General features: G+C 69.2%; 14 protein-coding genes and 1 tRNA gene. 4 read left to right on the forward strand and 11 right to left on the reverse strand.

Annotated elements, in window-relative coordinates; all coding sequences use genetic code 11:
• Window positions 1-53: 53 nt before the first annotated feature.
• On the reverse strand, window positions 54-1,529 hold the full coding sequence (gene rpsA, locus ABD172_RS09295) for a 30S ribosomal protein S1 (protein ID WP_344309003.1): 1,476 nt from the start codon (window positions 1,527-1,529) through the stop codon (window positions 54-56).
• Window positions 1,530-1,786: 257 nt separating this feature from the next.
• Here rpsA and ABD172_RS09300 point away from each other — a divergent pair, with 257 nt between their 5' ends.
• The gene (locus ABD172_RS09300; protein WP_344309005.1) at window positions 1,787-2,620 is read left to right on the forward strand and encodes a class I SAM-dependent methyltransferase; all 834 of its coding nucleotides are present in this window, start codon (window positions 1,787-1,789) and stop codon (window positions 2,618-2,620) included.
• 88 nt (window positions 2,621-2,708) lie between these two features.
• Here the strand turns inward: ABD172_RS09300 and polA are convergent, their stop codons facing one another.
• The gene (polA, locus tag ABD172_RS09305) at window positions 2,709-5,402 is read right to left on the reverse strand and encodes a DNA polymerase I (RefSeq protein ID WP_344309007.1); all 2,694 of its coding nucleotides are present in this window, start codon (window positions 5,400-5,402) and stop codon (window positions 2,709-2,711) included.
• A gap of 106 nt (window positions 5,403-5,508) precedes the next feature.
• On the opposite strand from polA, the gene ABD172_RS09310 reads away from it, so the two are divergent.
• On the forward strand, window positions 5,509-5,997 hold the full coding sequence (locus tag ABD172_RS09310) for a hotdog fold thioesterase (protein WP_344309009.1): 489 nt from the start codon (window positions 5,509-5,511) through the stop codon (window positions 5,995-5,997).
• Here ABD172_RS09310 and ABD172_RS09315 read toward each other — a convergent pair.
• Entirely contained in the window at window positions 5,975-6,583 is a 609-nt protein-coding gene (locus tag ABD172_RS09315) for an ANTAR domain-containing response regulator (protein ID WP_344309011.1), read from the reverse strand. The two genes, ABD172_RS09310 and ABD172_RS09315, sit on opposite strands and share 23 nt — an antisense overlap.
• A gap of 195 nt (window positions 6,584-6,778) precedes the next feature.
• Here ABD172_RS09315 and ABD172_RS09320 point away from each other — a divergent pair.
• Both ABD172_RS09320 and ABD172_RS09325 read left to right on the forward strand, forming a co-directional pair.
• Window positions 6,779-6,860, forward strand: a tRNA-Leu gene (locus tag ABD172_RS09320).
• 82 nt (window positions 6,861-6,942) lie between these two features.
• Entirely contained in the window at window positions 6,943-7,356 is a 414-nt protein-coding gene (locus tag ABD172_RS09325) for a phage holin family protein (RefSeq protein ID WP_344309013.1), read from the forward strand.
• Window positions 7,357-7,407: 51 nt separating this feature from the next.
• Here ABD172_RS09325 and pyk read toward each other — a convergent pair whose 3' ends face one another.
• The 8 genes from pyk to ABD172_RS09365 form a co-directional block, all read right to left on the reverse strand.
• On the reverse strand, window positions 7,408-8,904 hold the full coding sequence (pyk, locus tag ABD172_RS09330) for a pyruvate kinase (protein ID WP_344309015.1): 1,497 nt from the start codon (window positions 8,902-8,904) through the stop codon (window positions 7,408-7,410).
• Between the two features lie 154 nt (window positions 8,905-9,058).
• A complete protein-coding gene (locus ABD172_RS09335) occupies window positions 9,059-10,513 on the reverse strand; it encodes a glutamate synthase subunit beta (protein WP_344309017.1) in 1,455 nt (484 codons plus the stop codon).
• Window positions 10,506-15,149, reverse strand: coding sequence for a glutamate synthase large subunit (gene gltB, locus ABD172_RS09340; protein WP_344309019.1), 4,644 nt, complete (start codon window positions 15,147-15,149; stop codon window positions 10,506-10,508). Before gltB ends, ABD172_RS09335 begins: the two co-directional genes overlap by 8 nt.
• A gap of 242 nt (window positions 15,150-15,391) precedes the next feature.
• Complete coding sequence (locus ABD172_RS09345; RefSeq protein ID WP_344309021.1) at window positions 15,392-15,748, reverse strand: hypothetical protein; 357 nt, start codon at window positions 15,746-15,748, stop codon at window positions 15,392-15,394.
• Complete coding sequence (gene trpA / locus ABD172_RS09350) at window positions 15,745-16,545, reverse strand: tryptophan synthase subunit alpha (protein WP_344309023.1); 801 nt, start codon at window positions 16,543-16,545, stop codon at window positions 15,745-15,747. The genes ABD172_RS09345 and trpA overlap by 4 nt, the downstream gene beginning before the upstream one ends.
• Entirely contained in the window at window positions 16,542-17,771 is a 1,230-nt protein-coding gene (gene trpB / locus ABD172_RS09355; RefSeq protein WP_344309025.1) for a tryptophan synthase subunit beta, read from the reverse strand. The genes trpA and trpB overlap by 4 nt, the downstream gene beginning before the upstream one ends.
• 59 nt (window positions 17,772-17,830) lie before the next feature.
• Complete coding sequence (gene trpC, locus ABD172_RS09360) at window positions 17,831-18,643, reverse strand: indole-3-glycerol phosphate synthase TrpC (RefSeq protein ID WP_344309027.1); 813 nt, start codon at window positions 18,641-18,643, stop codon at window positions 17,831-17,833.
• The gene (locus tag ABD172_RS09365; protein WP_344309028.1) at window positions 18,643-18,912 is read right to left on the reverse strand and encodes a DUF6704 family protein; all 270 of its coding nucleotides are present in this window, start codon (window positions 18,910-18,912) and stop codon (window positions 18,643-18,645) included. The genes trpC and ABD172_RS09365 overlap by 1 nt, the downstream gene beginning before the upstream one ends.
• Window positions 18,913-19,019 lie beyond the last annotated feature (107 nt).

Consider the following 19,019-nt stretch of genomic DNA (forward strand, 5'->3'; position numbering starts at 1 on the left):
GGGCTCAGGCGGTGTGGAGTGGCCTCACCGCCCGGGCGCCGATCACAGTGCGATCAGTTGCCCGCGAGCTTCTCGCGGAGTGCGGCAAGCGCCTCGTCGGAGGCGAGGGTGCCTGCGTCCGCCGGCTCCTCGGAGCTGTAGGACGCGCTCGCTGCGGGTGCCTCTGCGGCGTCCTCGGAGCCCGCCTCGGCGTCGGCGGCGATCGCCTTGGCGACCTGCTTCTTGTGCTCCTCCCAGCGGTGCTGAGCGGCGGCGTACTGCGCCTCCCAGGCCTCGCGCTGGGCGTCGAAGCCCTCCATCCACTCCTGGGTCTCGGGATCGAAGCCCTCGGGGTACTTGTAGTTGCCGTCCTCGTCGTACTCCTGGACCATGCCGTAGAGCGCGGGGTCGAGGAACTCCTCGGCCTCCGGGTCGACACCCTCGTTGGCCTGCTTGAGGGACAGCGAGATGCGGCGACGCTCGAGGTCGATGTCGATGACCTTGACGTAGATGGTCTCGTCGACGGAGACGACCTGCTCGGGGAGGTCGATGTGACGCACCGCGAGCTCGGAGATGTGCACGAGGCCCTCGATGCCGTCCTCGACGCGCACGAATGCACCGAACGGAACGAGCTTGGTGACCTTACCGGGCACGATCTGGCCGATGACGTGGGTCCGTGCGAAGTGCTGCCACGGATCTTCCTGGGTGGCCTTGAGCGAGAGGGAGACGCGCTCGCGGTCCATGTCCACATCGAGGACCTCGACCGTGACCTCGTCGCCGACGGCGACGACCTCGGACGGGTGGTCGATGTGCTTCCAGGAGAGCTCGGAGACGTGGACGAGGCCGTCCACACCGCCGAGGTCGACGAAGGCACCGAAGTTGACGATCGACGACACGACACCCGGGCGCACCTGGCCCTTGGCGAGCGTGTTGAGGAAGTCGTGGCGCACCGCCGACTGGGTCTCCTCGAGCCATGCACGGCGGGAGAGGACCACGTTGTTGCGGTTCTTGTCGAGCTCGATGATCTTCGCCTCGACCTGCTGGCCGATGTAGGGAGCGAGGTCGCGGACGCGACGCATCTCCACGAGCGAGGCGGGGAGGAAGCCACGGAGTCCGATGTCGACGATGAGGCCACCCTTGACGACCTCGATGACGGTGCCGGTGACGACGCCCTCGTCTTCCTTGATCTTCTCGATGTCGCCCCAGGCACGCTCGTACTGCGCGCGCTTCTTCGACAGCATCAGACGGCCGTCCTTGTCCTCCTTGGTGAGAACGAGGGCCTCGATGGCGTCTCCGACCTCGACGACCTGAGCCGGGTCGACGTCGTGCTTGATCGACAGTTCGCGCGAAAGGATGACACCTTCCGTCTTGTATCCGATGTCGACCAGAACTTCGTCGCGGTCGACCTTGACGACGGTTCCTTCGACGATGTCACCATCGTTGAAGTACTTGATCGTCGCATCGACGGCCGCGAGGAAATCGTCTGCAGAGCCGATGTCATTGACGGCGATCTGCGAGTTCTGCGCCGTGCCCGGCGTGGTGGTGGTCATAAAGGTAGGGACTCCGTAATGGACTGATGCCCGCGCTGCGTGATTCGCCGAGTCACCGGGAAGCCGAGTCACCGGGAACCGTTCGCGCGGTCTCGATTGTTGATGGATGGACCGTGTGTTGCACACACATTGACCAATAGTAGCACCAACGCCGTCTCCGGGAAGTACCGGTTCCGCCCGTTCCGGCGGGCGCGGACGTGAGTCGCCGCACGTCACGATGCCCGCCCCGGGCGACGCCGGGACCGTAGGATGGCGCCATGACCGACAGCGACTACACGCCCGAGATCATCAGCGGTGGCTACATCGCGATCGACGAGGAGACCTCCGTCCGCGCGAACCGGACGTACTGGGACGGATCCGCCGAGGAGTACCTCGCCGAACACGGGTCCCACCTCGGCGCCAACGACTTCATCTGGGGCCCCGAGGGAATCCGGGAGGCCGACGTCCACCTGCTCGGCGACGTCGCCCGGAAGCAGGTGCTCGAGGTCGGCTGCGGCGCCGGCCAGTGCTCGCGGTGGGTTGCCCTCCAGGGCGCCGTCGCCACCGGGATCGATCTGTCCTCCGGGATGTTGGAGCAGGCCGCCCGGATGCAGCGCGACAATCCGCTGCCGGCCTCCGTCACCCCGCCGACCTACCTCGAGGCGGATGCCCGGAAACTCCCGTTCCCCTCCGGCAGTTTCGACCTCGCGTTCTCGTCCTACGGCGCGCTGCCCTTCGTCAAGGACGCCGATGCGGTGCTCGCCGAGGTCGCACGTGTCCTCCGCCCCGGAGGCCGCTGGGTCTTCTCCGTCACCCACCCGCTGCGCTGGATGTTCCCCGACGTCCCCGGGGAGGCGGGCCTCACCGTCGAGTACCCGTACTTCGACCGCACTCCCTATGTCGAACTCGACGCCGACGGGAACCCCGCGTACGCCGAGCACCACCGGACCCTCGGCGACTGGATCGCCCTCATCGTGGGCGCCGGCTTCGTGCTCGAGCGTCTCACCGAACCGGAGTGGCCCGAGGACAACACCGCCACCTGGGGTGGCTGGTCACCGTTGCGCGGCAAGTTCATGCCCGGCACCGCGATCTTCTCCGCCCGGCTCCCGTAACCGGGCGACCGAACCCACTCCACCGACCGGGTCACTCGTCGGCACCCGAACGCCGCCGTTCCTCGTGGGGAACGGCGGCGTTCGGCGCTCAGTGAGCGGCGTCCTGCCAGGACCGACCGTGCCCGACGTTGACGTCGAGCGGCACCGAGAGTTCGGCGGCTGCGCCCATGCACCCGCGGATGATCCCGGCGACCTCCTCGTACTCGCCCGGGCCGAGTTCGACGACGATCTCGTCGTGCACCTGGAGGAGCATCCGGCTGCGCACCCCTGCGGCCCGCAGTCCGTCCTCGACCCGGAGCATCGCGATCTTCATGATGTCGGCCGCGCTGCCCTGGATCGGCGCATTGAGCGCGGCGCGTTCGGCCATCTCCCTCACCTGGCGACGGTCGCTCGTGAGCTGCGGGAGGTAGCGGCGGCGGCCGTACATGGTCTCCGTGTATCCCGCGGCCCGGGCCCTCTCCACGACCTCGTCGAGGTAGTGCTTGACCGCACCGAATCGTTCGAAGTACCCGTCCATGAGGGCACGTGCCTCCTCGACGCCGATCCGCAACTGTTTCGACAGTCCGAACGCGGAGAGCCCGTACACGAGGCCGTACGACATCGCCTTGACCTTCGAGCGCATCGCCGGCGTCACCTCGTCGGTGGGGACGCCGAACACGCGAGAGCCGACGAAGGAGTGGAGGTCCTCACCCGCGTTGAACGCCGCGATGAGCGCCTCGTCGCCGGAGAGGTGCGCCATGATCCGCATCTCGATCTGCGAGTAGTCCGCCGTGAGGAGTTCCGCGTATCCGCGGTCCCCGTCGGCGACGAACGCCTCCCGGATCCGGCGCCCGGCCTCGGTCCTCACGGGGATGTTCTGGAGGTTCGGGTCCTTCGAGGACAGTCGCCCGGTCGCCGCGACCGTCTGCAGGTACGAGGTGTGGATCCGCCCGTCGTCCGCGACAGTGTTGCCGAGCCCCACGACGGTCTGGCGCAGCTTCGTCACGTCCCGGTACGCGAGGAGGTTCTCGAGGAACGGGTGCCCGGTCTTGACGAGGAGGTCCGCGAGTGCGTCCGCGTCCGTGGTGTACCCGGTCTTCGTCCGCTTCGTCCTCGGCATGTCGAGCTCCTCGAAGAGCACGACCTGGAGCTGTTTGGGCGAGCCGAGGTTGACCTCGTGACCGATCGCCTCGTACGCGGCGTCCCGGGCGGCCTCCGCCTGGGCACCGAACTCCTCGAGGAGGGTCCCCAGTGCACCGGAGTCCACCGCGATGCCCGCGAGTTCCATCCGCACGAGGATCGCCTGGAAGGGCATCTCGATCTCGTCGAGGACACCGAGCCCTCCGGTGTCCGCGAGTTTCGCCCGGAGTGCCTCCGCGAGCGCGACGACACCCCATGCGGCACCGCCGACTGCCTGTGCGGCCTCGTTCGAGAAGGAGAGATCGAGGGTGCCCTGCCCGTCGGTCTCCGGAGGAGCGAGTGAGATCCCGCAGTGCTGGTCCGTGAGCGCCTCGAGGTCGTAGGCGCGGGCGTCGGGCACGAGGAGATACGCGGCGAGTTCGGTGTCGGTCCACACCCGCAGACCGTCGAGGCCCGCCTGCGCGAAGGCCTTGAGCTGTGGCTTCGCGTCGTGCATGACGAGCGCGGTGAACCGCCCGAGTGCGGTGGCGACCTCCGCGAGTTCACCGGCGGAGAGTTCACCGAGTTCGACCGCCACCGCGTCCTCGCCCTGGGCGAGGCCGAGGAGGTCGACGGCGCCCGACCCGCGCTCGAAACGTGCGTCCGAGGCCACCCCGAGGGGCGCCTCGGCATCGCGGTCGGCGAGCCAGGCGAGGAGCCCGGCCCCGTCGAGCACCGCGGTCTCCGGGACCTCCACCGCCGAGGCGCCGGCCCCCGCCGGACTCGTCGTCCCTTCGAGCCCGAGGTCGGCGAGGAGCACCTCGAGGCGCTTCCCGAGGGCCTGGAACTCGAGCTGGTCGAGAAGCGCGGCGAGGGCCTCGTGGTCGATCCGACCGAACTCCGCATCGGCGAGGGCGATCGGCAGGTCGAGGTCGGTGAGCAGGCGGTTGAGGCGGTAGTTGCGCTCGACGTCCGCGAGGTGGTCGCGGAGGTTGCCGCCGGCCTTGCCCCCGATGTCCTCCGCGTGGGCGAGCACTCCCGGCAGGTCCCCGTAGAGCCCGAGCCACTTCGCCGCGGTCTTCTCCCCCACTCCGGGCACTCCCGGCAGGTTGTCGGCCTTCTCCCCCACGAGCGCCGCGAGTCCGCGGTAGTTCGCGGGTGAGACCCCGTACTTCTCCTCCACGGCCGCGGGCGTCATCCGATTGAGATCGGTGATGCCCCGCTTCGGGTACAGGATCGTGATGTCCGCGGACGACAGCTGGAACGAGTCCTTGTCACCGCTCACGATGTTCGTGTCCATCCCGGCCGCCGCGCCCTGCGTCGCGAGGGTCGCGAGGACGTCGTCGGCCTCGAATCCCTCCTTCGTCACGACGGGCACGCCGAGGGCACCGAGGAGGTCCTTGATGAGTTCGACCTGACCGTGGAAGTCGTCCGGGGTCTTCGCCCGGCCCGCCTTGTACTCCGGGTACTCGGCGAGACGGAAGGTCTGCCGGCCGAGGTCGAACGCGACCGCGAGATGCGTGGGACGTTCGGCGGAGAGCGCGGTGAGGAGCATCGACATGAAGCCGTACACAGCGTTCGTCGTCTGCCCCGTGGACGTCGAGAAGTTCTCCGCCGGGAGCGCGAAGTACGCGCGGTAGGCGAGCGAATGACCGTCGATGAGAAGAAGTTTCTGGGAGCTCACCGGATCAGCCTACCGCTCGTGGTCTACTGTCGAGGAGGCCCGAGCGGGGCCGGAACGAGTGCCGCACACCGGGCCCTCGACGTACGCGCACGACACAGGAGAACCGATGACGGAGACGACACTGCCCCGGATGGAACCCGGGCTCACCCCCGAGCAGTACCGCATGCTCATGGAGTACAACCAGGGGCGCGCCGAGGACACCCTCGTGGAGAAGGTCGGGATCGAGTTCACGGACATGGGGTTCGACTGGATCGAGGCCCGGATGCCGGTCGCGGGCAATCTCCAGCCGGCCGGGCTCCTCCACGGCGGAGCACACGTCGTCATGGCCGAGACGCTCGGCTCGATGCACGCGTTCCTCCTCGCGAACGGGAAGAACGTCGTCGGTGTCGATCTCAACGCCACCCATGTCCGGGCGGCCCGCGACGGCTGGGTGTTCGGACGCGCGGAGGTGCTCCATCACGGACGCACGCTCATCTCCCACGAGGTGAAGATGACGAACGAGGCCGGGAAGCTGCTCTCGATCGTCCGGATCACGAACATGGTCCTCGCCTCGCGGGCGAGGGATGAGGCCCTTACTTCTTACCGATCTGGTTGAGCACGGTCTCCGCGACCTCGCGCATGGTCAGGCGGCGGTCCATCGAGGTCTTCTGGATCCACCGGAAGGCCTCGGGCTCGGTGAGTCCCATGTTCGAGATGAGGAGGCTCTTCGCACGTTCGACGAGCTTGCGGGTCTCGAAACGGTCGGTGAGATCGGAGATCTCGGACTCGAGCGCCGCGATCTCCGCATGGCGGGCGAGAGCCACCTCGAGGGCGGGGACGAGATCGGCCGAGGTGAACGGCTTGACGACGTACGCCATCGCACCGGCGTCACGCGCCCGCTCGACGAGTTCCTTCTGCGAGAACGCGGTGAGGAGGACGACCGGGGCGATCCGCGCACGGGCGATCCGTTCGGCCGCGGAGATGCCGTCGAGAACCGGCATCTTGATGTCCATGACGACCAGGTCCGGTCGGAGTTCCTCGGCGAGGCGGATCGCGGATTCGCCGTCCGCGGCCTCTCCGACGACGTCGAAGCCGACCTCACGGAGCATTTCGACGATGTCGAGGCGGATGACGGCTTCGTCCTCGGCGACGACGACGCGACGTACGGGACCGGTTTCGGGGGAGGTCAAGTCATTAGGCACGGGGACGATTCTAAACGCATCACCGCGCGGGCAACGCCCCACGGCCCGGGCCGTCCCTCCATCCGGACGTGAGACTTCCCACCCGCACCCGTCCCGGGCTCGGTGTGGGGCGTGGTGTCGCGTGCGATGTCCGGGACACCCGGGCCGCCGCCGATGTGCAATTCGCCCGGGCCCTGGAATACCATGGGGCTGCTCGCCGGATTGGCGGAATCGGTAGACGCGGCGCACTCAAAATGCGTTGTCGAAAGACGTGTGGGTTCGAGTCCCACATCCGGTACGCGCGTGAAGTCCCGAGGCATCGTTCCCACGATGTCCCGGGACTTCGGCGTTCCCCGGGACCGATGCGTCACACTGGGGTCATGAGATTCCTCGTGGGTGTCCTGTGCAATGCCGCCGGTCTGTGGGTCGCGGCGTGGCTGCTTCCCGGCACGACCATCACCGGTTCGGACTTCCTGTCCCAGACCCTCGGCGCCGTCCCCTCGACGATCGCCGCGTACCTCGTGCTCGGCCTCGTCTTCGGGCTCGTGAACGCCCTCGTCAAGCCGATCGTCGAGTTCGTGAGCCTGCCGATCACGTGCCTCACGCTCGGACTGTTCTCCCTCGTGGTGAACGTCCTCATGGTGCTGCTCACCGGGTGGCTCAGCGGATTCACCCCGGTCGTCCTCGACTTCCGGAACCTGTGGTGGGCGGTCGCGACGACGCTCGTGGTGTGGATCGCCTCCGCCGTGCTCGCCGCGCTGCTGCCGGACACGACGAGGGCCCGGGACGACTGACCTGCCGTCCCGGGCCCTTCCCGCGCGCAGTCCGGCGGACCGCCCGGTCGATCAGCTCTCGGGGATCTCCCCGTAGCCCTCGAGCGGATCGGCCTCGTCCATCTCGTCGCGGTACGCGGCGGCGAGGCCCTTCGCCGCATCACCGATCCGGTGGACGCGCAGGGCGTTCGTCGAGCCCGCGATCCCCGGGGGCGACCCGGCGACGATGATGCACAGTTCGCCCTCCTCCGCGAGACCGTTGCCGAGGAGGACCGTGTCGACCTGGCGGGCCATCTGGTCCGTGTGCCGCACCGACTTCACGAGATAGGTGCGTGACCCCCACGTGAGTGCGAGCTGGTGCCGCACCTTGACGTCCGGGGTGAACGCCATGATCGGGAGGTTCGGGCGCAGACGGCTCATGCGGCGCACCGAATCGCCGGACTGGGTGAAGGTGCACAGGAGCTTGATGTCGAGCTGATGCGCGACCTGGACGGCGGCCGCGGTGATCGCGCCACCGCGGGTGTGCGGAACCGTGCCGAGCGGAGGGATGCGACTCATCCCGTGGTTCTCGGTGGCCTCGATGATGCGCGACATCGTCCGCACCGCCTCGCGCCAGTAGGTGCCGACCGAGGTCTCCCCCGAGAGCATGAGCGCATCCGCGCCGTCGAGCACCGCATTCGCGCAGTCGCTCGCCTCGGCGCGGGTGGGACGGGGCTCGTCGATCATCGACTCGAGCATCTGGGTCGCGACGATCACCGGCTTGGCCTGCTGGCGGCACAGGTCGATGGTCCGCTTCTGGACGAGCGGCACCTGCTCGAGCGGGAGCTCCACGCCGAGGTCACCGCGGGCCACCATGACGCCGTCGAAGGCATCGACGATCTCCCCGAGTGCCTCGACGGCCTGCGGCTTCTCGAGCTTCGCGATGACCGGGACGAGAACGCCCTCCTCGCGCATGACCGCACGGACGAGTTCCGCGTCCGAGGCGTTGCGGACGAAGGAGAGCGCCACCCAGTCGGCACCGAGGTGGAGTCCCCAGCGGAGGTCCGCGATGTCCTTCTCGGACATCGCCGGCACGGAGACGGGGACGCCCGGGAGGTTGATGCCCTTGTGGTCGGAGATGGTGCCGGGCACCTCGACCTCGGTGATGACGTCCGTCGCGGTGACACCCGTGGCGCGCAGGCGGATCCGCCCGTCGTCCACGAGGAGCGGGTCACCGACCCGCACGTCCTGCGGCAGTCCCTCGTAGGTGGTGCCGACCTCGGCCTCCGACCCCTCGACGTCCCGGGTCGTGATGGTGAAGGTCGCACCCTTCTCGAGCGGGATCCGTCGTTCGTCGGCGAAGGTCCCGACCCGGATCTTCGGCCCCTGGAGGTCGACGAGCACGGCGACGGCCTTTCCCGTGTCCTTGGCGGCCTGACGCACCCATTCGTAGCGCTGCCGGTGTTCCTCGTGCGAACCGTGGCTGAGGTTCATCCGGGCGACGTCGACGCCCTCCTCGATGAGCGCACGGATGTCCTCGTAGGTCGACTGGGCGGGGCCGAGTGTGGCGACGATCTTTGCATGCCTCATGGACTCAACCCTACGTCCCCGCCCCCGGATTCGGCAGGCCCCTCGAGCGGGTTCCGGACGAACTCGGGATGAATGAGACACCCCTCACAGCGGGGGACGCCGTGAGGGGTGTGACGAGGGGCGAGCGCAGTGGACGACCACTGCGGGCCGACGGTCACCGGGCGAGCGTGAGGCCCTCGTCCGCCGGGGCGACCGGAGTCGGCAGGAGCGTCGATCCGGTGAGGTAGCGATCCACCTCGGCGGCCGCCGCGCGGCCCTCCGCGATCGCCCACACGATGAGCGACTGGCCCCGCCCGGCGTCCCCGGCGACGTAGACACCCGGGAGGTCGGTCGAGTAGTCCCGGCCGCGGTGGAGACGGTTCCCCGCCAGCGTCGCCCCGTAGGCCTCGAGCTGTGCGGTCTCCGGTCCGGTGAAGCCCATCGCGATGAGGACGAGATCCGCGGGGATCTCCCGCTCCGTCCCCGGCAACGGCACGCGCCGGCCGTCGACGAATCCGGTCTCCGCGACCTCGAGTGCGCGCACCTGACCGGTGCCGTCGTCGACGAAGGACACGGTCGAGGCGAGGAACGTGCGTTCACCGCCCTCCTCGTGGCTCGTCGACACCTCGAAGAGCCGGGGAGTGAGCGGCCAGGGCTCGGATTCGGACCGGGTGCGCGGCGGCTGTTTGCCGATCGCGAGGGTCGTCACCGAAGCCGCACCCTGACGCAGGGCGGTGCCGAGGCAGTCGGAGCCGGTGTCACCGCCACCGATGATGACGACGTGCTTGCCCGCGGCGTCGATGAACGGCACCTCGTCACCGGCGACGTGCTTGTTCGCCGGGGTGAGGTAGTCCATCGCGAACTCGATACCGCGGAGTTCGCGGCCGGGGATCGGCAGGTCGCGGGGCACCGTGGCACCGGTGCACACGAGGACCGCGTCGAAGCGTTCGTCGAGCGCTTCCCAGCTCACATCGACACCGAGCTCGGTGCGTGTGCGGAAACGGGTGCCCTCGGCCTCCATCTGCGCGATGCGGCGGTCGATGTGGTGCTTCTCGAGCTTGAAGTCCGGGATACCGTACCGCAGCAGTCCGCCGATGCGGTCCTCGCGTTCGTACACGACGACGGTGTGACCGGCGCGGGTGAGCTGCTGGGCCGCAGCGAGGCCCGCGGGTCCCGACCCGACGACCGCGACGGTCTGGCCGGAGATCCGTTCGGGGACGAACGGGGTGATGAGCCCCTCCTCGAACCCGCGGTCGACGATCGTCACCTCGATGTTCTTGATGGTGACCGCCGGCTGGTTGATGCCGAGAGTGCAGGAACTCTCGCACGGAGCAGGGCAGGCCCGTCCGGTGAACTCCGGGAAGTTGTTCGTCGCGTGGAGGAGTTCGACGGCGCGCGGGAGTTCGTCCCGCCACATCGCGTCGTTCCACTCGGGGATGTAGTTCCCGAGGGGGCACCCCTGCTGACAGAAGGGGATACCGCAGTCCATGCAGCGACCGGCCTGCGCCACGAATGCCGACTTCGACATCGTGGTGTTGATCTCCTTGTAGTCGAGCAGGCGGACGGGGACGGGGCGCTTCGCGGGGAGTTCGCGCTCGCGCACCTTGAGGAATCCGCGGGGATCAGCCATGAGTAGCCTCCAGGATCTGGGCCCATGCCTCGTCGCCCTCGGGGTCGAGGCCCGAACGTCGTGCGAGGTCCTGGATCTCCAGGACGGTCGCGTAGTCGACCGGCATGAGCTTCGTGAAGCGGGAGAGGACGTCCTCCCCGTGGTCCATCTGGGTCACGAGCGAGCTCGCGAGCGGGGAACCGGTGAATTCGACGTGCCGACGGAGCAGTTCCACGAGCACGGAGGCGTCGTCCGAGGACAGCGCGCTCAGCGAGAACAGTCCGGCGTCGCGTTCCTTCGCGTTCATCCGCGCCGGGTTGAAGTCGAGCATGTACGCGACTCCCCCGGACATACCGGCGGCGAAGTTGCGGCCGACGGCACCGAGGATCACCGCGACACCGCCGGTCATGTACTCGAGACCGTGGTCGCCGATGCCCTCGACGACCGCCCGGGCACCGGAGTTGCGGACGAGGAATCGTTCGCCGACCTGACCGGCGATGAAGAGGTCACCGCTCGTCGCACCGTAACCGATGACGTTGCCCGCGATGACGTTCTCCTCGGGACGACCCCGGACTCCCGGGGCGGTACGCACCGCGATCCGACCGCCCGAGAGGCCCTTGCCGACGTAGTCGTTCGCATCGCCGGTGAGTTCGATGCTCACCCCCGAGGGCAGGAACGCGCCGAGCGACTGCCCCGCGTATCCGTTGAGTTTCACGGTGATGGTGTCGGTGGGGAGGGGCTCCGTACCGAGCGCCTTCGTCACCGTGTGGCCGAGGAGCGTGCCGATCGACCGGTCGACGTTCGTGCTCGTCGCCTCGAGGACGACCGGGGTCCGGTCCTCGAGCGCCGGGCCGATCTGTGCGATGAGCTGCTGGTCGAAGTGCTCGTCGATGCGGTGGTTCTGCACGGTCGTGCGCTTGCGCACCGCCGCGACGGAACCGTCGATGAGCTGCGGTACCGCGAGGATCGGCGAGAGGTCGAGCCCCTCGGCCTTCCAGTGGCGGACCGCCTTCGAGGCGTCGATGCTTTCGACCTGACCGATCGCCTCGTCGAGGCTGCGGAATCCGAGTTCCGCGAGGTACTCGCGCACCTCCTCGGCGATGAACTCGAAGAAGTTCACGACGAACTCCGGCTTCCCGGTGAATCGTTTGCGCAGCTCCGGGTTCTGGGTCGCGACACCGACCGGGCACGTGTCCTTGTGGCAGACGCGCATCATGACACAGCCGGACACGACGAGGGGTGCGGTCGCGAAACCGAACTCCTCGGCACCGAGCAGCGCCGCGATGACGACGTCGCGGCCGGTCTTGAGCTGTCCGTCGACCTGGACGCTGATGCGCTCGCGCAGCCCGTTGAGCAGCAGCGTCTGTTGGGCCTCGGCGAGGCCGAGCTCCCACGGGGCACCCGCGTGCTTGAGCGAGTTGAGCGGGCTCGCGCCGGTGCCGCCGTCGTGGCCGGACACGAGGACGACGTCGGCACTCGCCTTCGCCACGCCCGACGCGACCGTGCCGATGCCGACACCGGACACGAGCTTCACGTGGACGCGCGCCTCCGGATTGGCCCGCTTGAGGTCGTGGATGAGCTGGGCGAGGTCCTCGATCGAGTAGATGTCGTGGTGCGGCGGCGGGGAGATGAGGCCCACGCCGGCCGTCGCGTGACGGGTCCGCGCGACCCACGGATACACCTTCGACGGGGGCAGCTGACCGCCCTCGCCGGGCTTCGCACCCTGCGCCATCTTGATCTGGATGTCCTCGGCCTGCGTGAGGTAGAGGCTCGTGACGCCGAAGCGGCCGCTCGCGACCTGTTTGATCGCGGATCGCCGTTCGGGGTCCATGAGACGGTCGACGTCCTCGCCGCCCTCACCGGTGTTCGACTTCGCGCCGAGCCGGTTCATCGCGATCGCGAGTGTCTCGTGGGCCTCCTGGGAGAGCGAGCCGTAGCTCATCGCTCCGGTCGAGAAGCGCTTGACGATCTCCGAGACCGGTTCGACCTCGTCGATCGGGATCGGACCGCTCGGCAGCGGGCGCAGATCGAAGAGTCCGCGCAGCGTCATGAGTTCACGCGACTGGTCGTCGATGCGCTGTGTGTACTCGCGGAAGATGTCGTAACGACGGGTCTTCGTCGAGTGCTGGAGTTTGAACACCGTCTCCGGGTCGAAGAGGTGCGGGGGCCCCTCGCGCCGCCACTGGTACTCGCCGCCGATCTCGAGCCCGCGGTTCGGTACCGGCGGGTGGTCCTTCGGGTACGCGGCCGCGTGTCGCTCCTCGACCTCGCGGGCGATCCCGTCGATCCCCACGCCCTCGAGGCGTGAGGAGGTCCCGGTGAAGTACCGGTCGACGAACTTCTTCGACAGTCCGATGGCCTCGAAGGTCTGAGCACCGTGGTACGACTGCACCGTCGAGATACCCATCTTCGACATGATCTTGAGCAGACCCTTGCCGAGGGCCTGGAGGAGGTTCTTCACCGCCTGGGCCTCGGTGACGTCGCCGAGGCGTCCCTCGCGGGCCATGTGCTCGGCGGTCTCCATCGCGAGATAGGGGTTGACGGCGGAGGCGCCGAAGGACACGAGCGTCGCGATGTGGTGGACCTCGCGCACGTCACCGGCCTCGACGACGATCGACACCCGGGTCCGGGTCTTCTCCCGGATGAGGTGGTGGTGGATCGCCGAGGTGAGGAGCAACGAGGGGATCGGTGCGAACTCCGCATTGGACCCGCGATCGGACAGCACGAGGAACCGCGCGCCCTTCTCGATGGCCCGGGACGCCTCGGTGCACAGTTCCTCGAGGCGCCGGGCGAGGTTCACTCCCCCGCCGCCGGGACGGTACACACCGCGCAGCACGTGGGCGGCCCGGGTGCGCGCGGGCAGCTTCATCCGCTTGCCGGAGATGTTCACGAGCTTCGCGAGTTGGTCGTTGTCGATGACGGGGTACGGCAGTCGCACCTGCATCGCGTTCTCGGGGCGCGGATCGAGGATGTTGCGTTCCCCGCCGGCCCCGATCGACAGGCTCGTGACGAGCTCCTCGCGGATCGCGTCGAGCGGCGGATTCGTCACCTGCGCGAAGGTCTGCACGAAGTAGTCGAAGAGAAGTCGCGGACGCTCGGCGAATGCGGCGAGCGGGGTGTCGGTGCCCATCGCACCGAGCGGTTCCGCTCCCGCCTCGGCCATCGGGCCGATGAGGATCCGCAGGTCCTCGTCGGTGTACCCGAAGGTCCGCTGGCGGCGCTTCACGGAGGACTGGGGTGCGACGACGTGCTCGCGGTCCGGCAGGTCCGCGAGTTCGATCGAGTTCTCCGCCAGCCACTGCCCGTAGGGCTCGGCGGAGGCCATCGACGCCTTGATCTCGGTATCGGAGATGATGCGCTCGGACTCGGTGTCGACGAGGAACATCCGGCCCGGCTTGAGGCGACCGCGTTTGACGATCCGCTCGTCCGGGATCTCGACGACGCCGACCTCGGACGCGAGGACGACGAGGTCGTCGGTCATCACGTAGCGCGCGGGGCGCAGACCGTTGCGGTCGAGCACCGCACCGGCGACGGTCCCGTCGGTGAACGCGACGGCGGCCGGGCCGTCCCACGGCTCCATGAGGTGCGAGTGGTAGCGGTAGAACGCCCGGCGCTGTTCGCTCATGTGACCGTCGTTCTGCCACGCCTCCGGGATCATCATCATGACCGCGTGGGGCAGGGACCGCCCGGACATGACGAGGAGTTCGAGCACCTCGTCGAAGGACGCGGAGTCCGAGGCGCCACCCGAGACGATCGGGAACAGGCGGCTCACATCGCGGTTGGAGCCGTCGGACCACGGCGAGGAGAGGGCCGGGCTCGCGAGCTGGCTCTCCCGGGCACGCATCCAGTTCCGGTTGCCGCGGACGGTGTTGATCTCACCGTTGTGCGCGATCATCCGGAAGGGCTGGGCGAGCGGCCACGAGGGGAAGGTGTTCGTCGAGAAGCGCGAGTGCACGAGGGCGATGCGCGAGGTGAACCGCGGGTCCTGGAGGTCCGGGTAGAACGGCTCCACCTGGGCGGTCGTGAGCATGCCCTTGTAGGTGAGGGTCCGCGGCGACAGCGAGGGGAAGTAGACGCCCGCGTGCTCGGCGCGTTTGCGGGTCGCGAAGGCACGACGCTCCAGCACCATCGGGACCGGGACCCCGTGTTCGTCGGTCTCGACCGGCAGCGCGGGATCGAGGGCGAGGAAGACCTGCGAGAACAGCGGCATGGTCGCACGCGCCGAGCGTCCGACGACGTCGGGGACGACGGGGACGTCGCGCCATCCGAGGACCGTGAGGCCCTCCTCCCGGGCAAATGCCTCGACCGTCGAGCGTCCGGACTGCGGGTCGGCGGGGTCGAGGAAGGCGGTACCGACGGCGTAATGACCGGCCTCGGGGAGGTCGAGGCCCGACTCCTCGAGGAAGAACGCGTGCGGGACCTGCACCGTGATTCCGGCGCCGTCGCCGGTTCCCTCGTCACCGCCGACCGCGCCGCGGTGCTCCATGTTGCGCAGGGCGACGAGGGCCTGTTCCACGACCTCGTGATCGGCTTCGCCCCGGTAGCGCACGAGCATCGCGAGCCCGCAGGCGTCGTGTTCGTTCGTGGGGTCGTAGAGTCCCTGCGCGGAGGGACCTCCGTGGGATGGCAGACGCGAGGACATGCTGGAGGAGCTCATGGCACCGCCCTTCACCTAGATCGTTCGGACATGACTGAAAGTTCCAGTGGACGGCGCTGTCCTCACTGAACCGCTTTTCCGTGCGGAAAAGACACAAGTCCGTGATGCGTATCACGCATGACGGACTTGCCACTATACATGAGATGACCCATGTCACTGCAGCGTGTCTGTCACGCGGACGTTTCCGCTGCGGGTCCCCCGGGTAACCCGGGGTAACGATCTGTCGGGGTGGTCGTGCGGTGCTACTCCTGCCCCCGGTGCTGCGTGTCCTGCTCGCGCGCCTGCACCCGGCGGATGGCCCGGGTGTCGGTCTGCCCGTCGACCTGCGGGACGATCGAGATCGCCGAGGTGACGGCTCCCCACACGCCGAACGCCCGCTTCGAGGGCACCGGGTCGATGCCGGGAGCCTCGTCCTCCGGCGCGTCGGCGGAGCCGGATCGCCCCGGTCCCGCCGAGGCGCCGTGCGAGCGGGCGCTGCCCGGCGCCTCGAGCCCGGTCCCCGTCCCCCGGCTGCGCCGCAGGAGCAGGACGACGACGCCCGCCCCCGCGGCGAGGACGACGAGCACGAGCAGGAGCACGAGGAAACCGGTTCCCGTCACGCGGTGACTCCGCGGGCGAGTTCGGCGCCGAGCGCCCGCACACCCTCGACACCGTCCGTGTCGAGGGCCCGGACGAGGGCGGATCCGACGATGACGCCGTCGGCGTAGGAGGCGACCTCGGCGGCCTGCTCCGCGTTCGACACACCCAGTCCCACGCACACATGTGCCGCGCCGGCCTCCCGGACCGCGCTCACGAGAGCACGCGCATGGGAGTCGACGGTCGACCGGGTGCCGGTCACGCCCATCGTCGAGGCGGCGTAGACGAAGCCGCGGCTGGCCCCGGCGACGAGGTCGAGGCGTTCGGGCGTCGAGGAGGGCGCGGCGAGGAAGACCCGGTCGAGACCGAACTCCTCGGCGGCCTCGATCCACGCGGCGGCCTCGTCGGGGATGAGGTCCGGGGTGATGATGCCGGCACCGCCGGCGGCCGCGAGATCCCGGGCGAACGCGCGGACGCCGTACTGGACGACGATGTTCCAGTACGTCATCACGACCGCGCAGCCACCGGCCGCGGTGACGGCCCGGACCGCCTCGAAGAGGTCGGTGGTCCGGACCCCGGCGGTAAGAGCGACGTCGTCCGCGTGCTGGATGACCGGACCGTCCATCCCGGGGTCCGAGTAGGGCATGCCGACCTCGACGATGTCCGCACCCGACTCGACGAGGGCGACCATCGCCTCGATGGAGGTCTGTGTCGTCGGGAAGCCGACGGGGAGATAACCGATGAAGGCGGCGCTGCGGCCGGCGGCCTTCGCGGCGTCGATCGCCTCCGCCGTCCGCACGCGTGTGCTCGTCGTGCTCATACCTGGGTCGCCCCTTCCTCGATGTAGCCGAACCACCGGGCGGCGGTCGTCATGTCCTTGTCGCCGCGACCGGAGAGGTTCACGAGAATCAGCGCCTCGGTGCCGAGTTCCCGGCCGAGGCGCAGTGCACCGGCGAGGCCGTGCGCGGACTCGATCGCGGGGATGATGCCCTCGGTCCGTGCGAGCAGCCGGAACGCCTCCATCGCCTCCTCGTCGGAGACCGGCTGGTACTCGGCACGACCGGCGTCGTGGAGGAAGGAGTGCTCGGGACCGACGGACGGGTAGTCGAGGCCCGCGGACACCGAGTGGGAGCCGAGGGTCTGCCCGTCCTCGTCCTGGAGGATGTACGTGGCCGAACCGTGGAGGACGCCGGGACGACCGCCGGAGAACCGGGCGGCGTGGCGACCGCTGTCGACGCCGGCTCCCCCGGCCTCGAAGCCGAAGAGCTTCACGTCCGGGTCACCGACGAAGGCCGCGAAGATGCCCATCGCATTGGAGCCGCCGCCGACGCATGCGCACACCGCGTCCGGCAGGCGACCGGCCTGCTCGAGGATCTGGGCGCGGGCCTCGTCGCCGATGACGCGCTGGAAACTGCGGACCATGGCCGGGAACGGGTGGGGACCTGCGACCGTGCCGATGAGGTAGTGGGTGGTCTCCACATTCGCGACCCAGTCGCGCACGGCCTCGTTCATCGCGTCCTTGAGGGTGCGGGTGCCGTTCGACACCGGGTGCACGGTGGCACCGAGGAGCTCCATGCGGGCGACGTTGAGCGCCTGCCGCTGCGTGTCCTCCTCGCCCATGTACACGACGCACTCGAGGTCGAGGAGTGCCGCGGCGGTCGCGGTCGCGACGCCGTGCTGACCGGCACCGGTCTCCGCGATGACGCGGGTCTTGCCCATGCGCTTGGCGAGGAGGGCCTGGCCGAGCACATTGTTGATCTTGTGGCTGCCCGTGTGGTTGAGGTCCTCGCGCTTGAGGAAGATGCGGGCCCCGCCGGCGTGCCGGGCGAAACGGGGCGCCTCGGTGAGGAGGCTGGGGCGACCGGTGTACTCGCGCTGGAGGCGGTCGAGTTCGGTGGTGAACTCCGGGTCCACGCGTGCCTTGAGCCAGGTCTCCTCGAGTTCGTCGAGGGCGGGCACGAGTGCCTCGGGGAAGAAACGACCCCCGAAGTCCCCGAAATAGGGACCCAGGGGTTCGCTCCCGGTGACCAGATAGTTCTCACTCATCGGTGGGAGTCCGTTCCTCCGGCCCGCCGGTGGCGGAGCCGGTGTCGAGAGGGTGGGGATCAGTGGGCGCCGGCGGTGCGGGCGCGCAGGGAGGTCGTGCCGGCGGCGGTGAATTCGGCAACGGCGTCGCGGGGCCGACCGCCGGTGACGAGGGCCTCGCCGACGAGCGCGAGGTGGGCCCCCTGTGCCGCGTACGCGGCGACGTCCTCGGCGCTCTTCACGCCCGACTCCCCCACGAGGGTGCGATCGGGCGGGCAGAGCCCCGCGAGCGGGGCGAACCGGGCGGTGTCGACCGTGAGGTCCTTGAGGTTCCGCGTGTTGACACCGACGAGGGGTGCGCCGAGGTCCACGGCGGCGGCGATCTCCTCGGGGGTGTGCGCCTCGACGAGGACCGCCATCCCGAGCGACTGCGCGAGTCCGTGGAACTCCTGCAGCTGGGCCGGGGACAGGGCCGCGACGATGAGGAGGACGATGTCCGCCCCGTGGGCCCGCGACTCGTGGATCTGGTAGTCGGTGACGACGAAGTCCTTGCGCAGCAGCGGGACGTCGACCGCGGCGCGGACGGCGTCGAGATCGGCGAGCGAACCGCCGAAGCGGCGCTCCTCCGTGAGGACGCTGATCGCCGCGGCACCTCCGGCGGCGTACGCGGCCGCCAGGGCTGCCGGGTCCGCGATGTCGGCGAGGGCACCGGCCGAGGGCGAGGCCCGCTTGACCTCGGCGATGATGCCGAAGGAGTCCGCGGGGCGCGGCAGGAACGGCCGGGCCGGCGCGGCATCCGCGGCACGGGCCCGGATGTCGGCGTCGGAGACGGCGGACCGGCGTCCCGAGAGGTCCTCGAGAACGCCGGTCACGATGCCGTCGAGCACGGTCATCAGTGGTGACCCGCGGGGGCGGGTGCGATCTTCCCGACGATCGCACCGACGATCGGGCCGCCGATCCAGCCGGCGAGTCCGGCGATCCAGACGACGAGCGGCAGGTCCATGAGGAACGCGACGGTGGCGATCGTCGATCCGAGAAGGATGATGAGGACGGTCGTCCACGCACCCGCCGAATTGCCGTGGCCGGGGTCCTGGACCGCGGCGTAGTCGATCGATCCACGATCGAGGTCGGGGGCGACGTTGCGGATGGTGATCTCGCTCATTGTTCTCCTTTGCACGAAAAGTCCACGGGTATTCTCTCACGAGCCGGAAGCGGAATTGCACACGGGTCACGGGCGGGACGCGAGCCGGCGCCACGGTCCGAGGACGG

Origin of the sequence: Brevibacterium samyangense (assembly GCF_039529845.1) — a bacterium.
Classification (GTDB): domain Bacteria; phylum Actinomycetota; class Actinomycetes; order Actinomycetales; family Brevibacteriaceae; genus Brevibacterium; species Brevibacterium samyangense.

Bases quoted from the DNA above. Each gene is read 5' to 3' on its own strand.
- rpsA (WP_344309003.1), bottom strand. From the start codon at position 1,529: ATGACCACCACCACGCCGGGCACGGCGCAGAACTCGCAGATCGCCGTC.
- ABD172_RS09300 (WP_344309005.1), top strand. From the start codon at position 1,787: ATGACCGACAGCGACTACACGCCCGAGATCATCAGCGGTGGCTACATC.
- ABD172_RS09310 (WP_344309009.1), top strand. From the start codon at position 5,509: ATGACGGAGACGACACTGCCCCGGATGGAACCCGGGCTCACCCCCGAG.
- ABD172_RS09325 (WP_344309013.1), top strand. From the start codon at position 6,943: ATGAGATTCCTCGTGGGTGTCCTGTGCAATGCCGCCGGTCTGTGGGTC.
- pyk (WP_344309015.1), bottom strand. From the start codon at position 8,904: ATGAGGCATGCAAAGATCGTCGCCACACTCGGCCCCGCCCAGTCGACC.
- ABD172_RS09335 (WP_344309017.1), bottom strand. From the start codon at position 10,513: ATGGCTGATCCCCGCGGATTCCTCAAGGTGCGCGAGCGCGAACTCCCC.
- gltB (WP_344309019.1), bottom strand. From the start codon at position 15,149: ATGAGCTCCTCCAGCATGTCCTCGCGTCTGCCATCCCACGGAGGTCCC.
- trpA (WP_344309023.1), bottom strand. From the start codon at position 16,545: ATGAGCACGACGAGCACACGCGTGCGGACGGCGGAGGCGATCGACGCC.
- trpB (WP_344309025.1), bottom strand. From the start codon at position 17,771: ATGAGTGAGAACTATCTGGTCACCGGGAGCGAACCCCTGGGTCCCTAT.
- trpC (WP_344309027.1), bottom strand. From the start codon at position 18,643: ATGACCGTGCTCGACGGCATCGTGACCGGCGTTCTCGAGGACCTCTCG.
- ABD172_RS09365 (WP_344309028.1), bottom strand. From the start codon at position 18,912: ATGAGCGAGATCACCATCCGCAACGTCGCCCCCGACCTCGATCGTGGA.